We start from the raw sequence: 4,525 nt of genomic DNA, 5'->3' as shown, positions 1-4,525 counted from the left end.
CCGCGCCCGCCCTCCGGCGTCGGCCGCCGCCTCGCCCGGAGCCCTGGCGAGCCGCCGCGCCGCCCCGCCCGCCGGAGCCCCGGCGGCACCGGCCGCGTCCCGCTCCGGCGCCGTCACCGGTCGCCGCCCCGCCCGTAGAGCTGGTCCACCAGGCCGCGCAGCACCTGGTCGGTGCGCGGGCCGTAGCTCAGCAGCACCCCGTCGTCGATCGACACCACGCGGCGGTCCAGGCCCGCCGGGGTCTGCGCCACGCCCGGGATACGCAGCAGCCCGTCCACGCCGCCCACCGACTGAAGGCCCTTGGTCATGACCAGGATCGCGTCGGGCGCGGCCTTGACCAGGGCCTCGCTGGTGATGGGCGTGAAGTCCCTGGTCAGTCCGGCCGCCGCGCCCGCGTCCACCGCCCCGGCCGCCGCCAGCAGCGAACCGGCCCCGGAGTCCCGCCCGCCCAGCAGGTAGACGGAGGCCGAGCCGCGCAGGTAGAGGAACGCCACGCGCGGGCGCTTGCCCTCGCCGGACCCCCGCGCGGCGGCGGGCACCGACTTCTGTACCGCGTCCAGGCGCTGCTCGGTGCGCTGCCGCAGCCGGTCGCCCGCCGGGCGGACGCCGAGCGCGGCGGCCACCGCGTCGATCCGGGCGCCCACGTCGGACAGGGACCTGGCGGCGGGCAGGACGACGACCGGCACACCCGCGTCCCGTATCTGGGCGACGGCCTCGGCCGGTCCCGTGGTGGCCTCGGCGAGCACGACCGTGGGCCGCAGCGACAGCACGCCCTCGGCGGACACGTCGTGCGCGCGCGTGACGAGCGGCAGGTCCCGGGCCTGCTCGAAGGTGGTGCTGATGTCGCGCGCGACGACGCCGCGGCCCAGGCCCAGGGTGAAGACGGTCTCGGAGAGCGAGCCGCTGAGCGGGACGATCCGCTCGGCGCTGCGGACGGTCACCCGGCGGCCGTCGGCGGACCGCACGGTGGCGGGGAGCTGGGGCGCCGGGGTGCCGGTGAGGGGTTCCACGCGGTCGGGCGCGCTCGCGGCCCGGGGCCCGCCGCCGCCGTCACCGCGCCCCTCGCCGCCGCAGCCGGTCGCCCCGAGGGCCAGGGCGAGGGCCGTGGCGGCGGCCGCGACGACGCGGCGGGTACGCGGGCGGCCCCGCGCCGGGTGCCGATGGTTCACGATCCAGCCCTTCACGCCAGCCCTCCACGCTTCCTCGCCGCTGCCCGCTGCCGCCGCCAACTAGCGCGTGCCGACCGGCCGCAGAAGGGCGACGGTACCCCGGGTGCCGCCCCGGACACGGCATAGCTTAGGTTAGCCTTACTGCTGACGATCAGCCGGGGAGGGGTCCATGCCGTCGCGCCGCCAGGTCCGGGCACTGCCCGTCGCGCTCGCCGCCGCGCTGCTGGGCCTGGCGGTCGGTGCGCCGCCGTTCCCCGCCGCCCCCGCGCGGGCCGAGTCCCGTACGGTCGCGGGCGGCCGCCTGGACTGGGGCATCAAGGCGTCCTTCCAGAGCTACGTCACCGGGCCCGTCGCGCACGGCGGCTGGGCCCTGGCCGGAGGTGCCGCGACGGTCGGCGACAGCCAGTTCCGCTTCCATTCCGCGAAGGGCTCCTACGACCCGGACACCGGCGCGTTCACGGCCGCCTACGCGGGCGGCGTGCGGTTCACCGGGCACCGGAAGCCCGGCGGCTCGTACCAGCTCGACCTGACCATCAGCCGCCCCACCGTCCGCGTCACGCGCGGGAGCGGCACCCTCTACGCCGACATCACCAGCAAGGACCGCGACACCGGGCGGGTCACCTCGGCCCGTCAGGCGCCGCTGGCCGCGCTCGACCTGACGGGCGTGGACATGCGCGGCGGCGGGCCGTCCGTGGTGCTGCGCGGCGTCCCCGCGCGGCTCACGGCCCAGGGCGCGACGGCGTTCGCGGGCTACTACCCGGCCGGAACGCAGCTGGACCCCGTCAGCCTGTCCGCCGACACCGCGGCCCCGGCCCCGGCCTCGCAGCGCCCGTCCCCGGCACCGTCCGGGACGTCCCGCCCTCCCGCGCGGGAGGGCACGTTCACCGAGGCCGCCGTCGACTGGGGCGTGCGCCGCACCTTCCGCGAGTACGTCACCGGGCCCATCGCGCGCGGGCGGTGGCGGCTGACCGAGGGCGCGCAGGACGGCGGCGCCGTGTTCCGCTTCACGGCCGGGAAGGGCACGTACGACCGGAAGGCGGGCACGCTGGACGCCGCCTTCCGCGGCACGCTCGCCTTCACCGGCCGGGACCTGAACCTGACGATCAGCCACGTGTCCGTACGCGTCGCGCGCGGCACCGGCACCCTGTCGGCGGACGTGGCGGACGCCCGTACGACCCGGCGCCACGTACCGCTGGTCACCTTCCCGGCCGCCCTGCCCGGCGCGGGTGCGCGGGACCTGCTCACGGTGACCGAGGCCCCGGCGAAGCTCACCGCCGCCGGGGAGCGGGCGCTGGGCGGCCTGTACCAGACGGGCACGGCCATGGACCCGGTCTCGCTCGCCGTCGCCCTCGCCCCGGGCGCGCGCCTGCCCGCCCTGCCCGACCTGGGCACCGACCCCGAGCCGACCGCACCCGCCGCTACCCCGCCGAGCAGCCCGGCCCGCGCCGGGGGAGACGACGGCCCGTCTACCGGGACCCTGGCGGCGGCGGCCGGGGGCGGGGCGCTCGCGGTGGCGGCCGTGGCGGCGCTGCTGCTGCGGCGCCGGGCGCGGCGTACGGCACCGGCGGGGGCCGCCGCCTCACCCCCTGACAGCGGCGGGGACTGACCAGCACCAGCCCCGTTCCCACGGGCCCGGACGCCCGGACCGACCACGGGCAACCCACCGGGACGACCACCCAAGGAGTCACTGACCATGACCACCACCGCAACCGCCCCCCGCAGGGCCCGGCGCGGCGCGTTCGCGCTGGCCGCCGCCGTGGCCACGGCCGCCGCGTGCGGCGCGGCCCTGCCGCTCCCGGCCGCCCACGCCGCTTCGGGCGCCGCGCCGTCCGCGACGCTGCCGCTGACGGACGGCACGCTGGAGTGGGGCGTCAAGAAGGGCTTCCGGTCCTACGTCACGGGCCCGATAGCCCACGGCAGAATCCTCGTCGCGGACGGCGCCCGGCAGGCGGCGGACAACGGCCCGTTCACGTTCCCGGGCGGCACCGGCACGTACGACACGCAGGCCCACGCGGTGAACCTCGGCGTCCGCGGCACGGTGCGCTTCACCGGCCACAACGGCCAGCTCGACCTCGCCTTCACCCACGTCAAGGTCACCACCAAGGGCACAGCGGGCACGATCGTCGCCGACGTGGTCTCCTCGGGCCACGTCAGCGACGACGTGCCGCTCGCCTCCCTGGACCTGTCCGGCATCACGCCGGGCGGCGGCCCGGGCGGCGCCGTGACGTACGCGAACATCCCGGCGAAGCTGACGGCCGAGGGCGCGAAGGCGTTCAACGACATGTACCAGGCGGGCCAGGAGCTGGACCCGGCGACGCTGTCGGTCACCCCCGGCACGGCCACCCCCACCCCGTCAGCGACCCCGACGGCGAAGCCCACCCCCACCCCCACCGCGACCCCGACCGCGAAGCCGACCCCGACCCCGACCCCGACCGGAAAGCCGACCCCGGCGGCCCCGCCCCGGGCGGCCTCGGGCCGGATCACGGACGGCAACCTCGACTGGGGCGTCAAGAAGCGCTTCCGCGACTACGTCACAGGACCGATAGCCAAGGGCGCCGTCACCGTGTCGGACGGCGCCGCGAAGAACGGCGACGGCTACCGCTTCCAGCGCGGCACGGGCTCGTACGACGCGACGGCCCAGACCCTGGACGCCCGCTTCTCCGGTGCCGTGCGCTTCACCGGCCACGCGGGCGCCCTGGACCTGAAGCTGGCCGACCTGGCGGTGAAGGCGAACGGCACCAAGGGCACGCTGTACGCCGACGTGACGTCCAAGGACCGGGAAACGGGCAAGGTCACCGAGTCGAACGACGTGCCCCTCGCCGACCTGAAGCTCCCCCAGGGCGGCCTGACGGCCAAGGGCGACGTGGTCTCCCTGACCGCCGTCCCCGCCACCCTGACCGCGCGCGGCGCCACGGCGTTCGCGGGCTTCTACGAGCAGGGCGAGGCGCTGGACCCGGTGACGGCGGCCGTCTCCCTGAAGAAGGGCGCGCCCCTGCCCGCCACCGGCACGGGCATCGACACCGACGGCGGCAGCGCCCCCGCCCCGGCCGCCGCCACGACGGGCGGCGGCGCGACGGGCGGCGGCGCGGTCACCGGCGGCTCCGGCGCCCTGGCCACCACCGGCTCGGACCTGCCGAGCGGCGCGCTGGCGGGCGCGGCGGCGGCCCTGGTGACGGCGGGCGCGGCGGTCACGTACGCCACCCGCCGCCGCCTGTCGGGCACGGACCGCCGCGCCTGACGCGGTGCTGACTGCCCGGGCCCTGGCGAACCCTCCGGCGCCGGGGCCCGGGCGCGGTGCCCTCTGGCAGGGCGGCGGTCCGACTCCGAGGGTTAGTACTCCAGCTGTAGATCGTGAT

3 protein-coding genes are annotated in these 4,525 nt (G+C 77.8%); 2 read left to right on the top strand and 1 reads right to left on the bottom strand.

The features are described 5' to 3' along the window. Nucleotides 1-113: 113 nt before the first annotated feature. Nucleotides 114-1,094, bottom strand: coding sequence for an ABC transporter substrate-binding protein (locus RKE29_RS28145; protein ID WP_312008507.1), 981 nt, complete (start codon nt 1,092-1,094; stop codon nt 114-116). A 244-nt stretch (nt 1,095-1,338) separates the two neighbouring features. Between RKE29_RS28145 and RKE29_RS28140 the strand changes: the two genes are divergently transcribed. Next, nucleotides 1,339-2,775: an HtaA domain-containing protein gene (locus RKE29_RS28140; protein ID WP_312008506.1), complete on the top strand. Its 1,437-nt coding sequence runs from the start codon at nt 1,339-1,341 to the stop codon at nt 2,773-2,775. Nucleotides 2,776-2,862: 87 nt separating this feature from the next. Then, nucleotides 2,863-4,407 carry an HtaA domain-containing protein gene (locus RKE29_RS28135; protein ID WP_312008504.1) on the top strand — a complete coding sequence of 515 codons (1,545 nt, stop codon included), beginning with the start codon at nt 2,863-2,865 and terminating at the stop codon, nt 4,405-4,407. Nucleotides 4,408-4,525: the final 118 nt, after the last annotated feature.

It is taken from the genome of Streptomyces sp. B1866 (assembly GCF_031932565.1).
Classification (GTDB): domain Bacteria; phylum Actinomycetota; class Actinomycetes; order Streptomycetales; family Streptomycetaceae; genus Streptomyces.
This window is presented reverse-complemented; position numbering and strand designations above follow the sequence as displayed.

Bases quoted from the DNA above. Each gene is read 5' to 3' on its own strand.
- RKE29_RS28140 (WP_312008506.1), top strand. From the start codon at position 1,339: ATGCCGTCGCGCCGCCAGGTCCGGGCACTGCCCGTCGCGCTCGCCGCC.
- RKE29_RS28135 (WP_312008504.1), top strand. From the start codon at position 2,863: ATGACCACCACCGCAACCGCCCCCCGCAGGGCCCGGCGCGGCGCGTTC.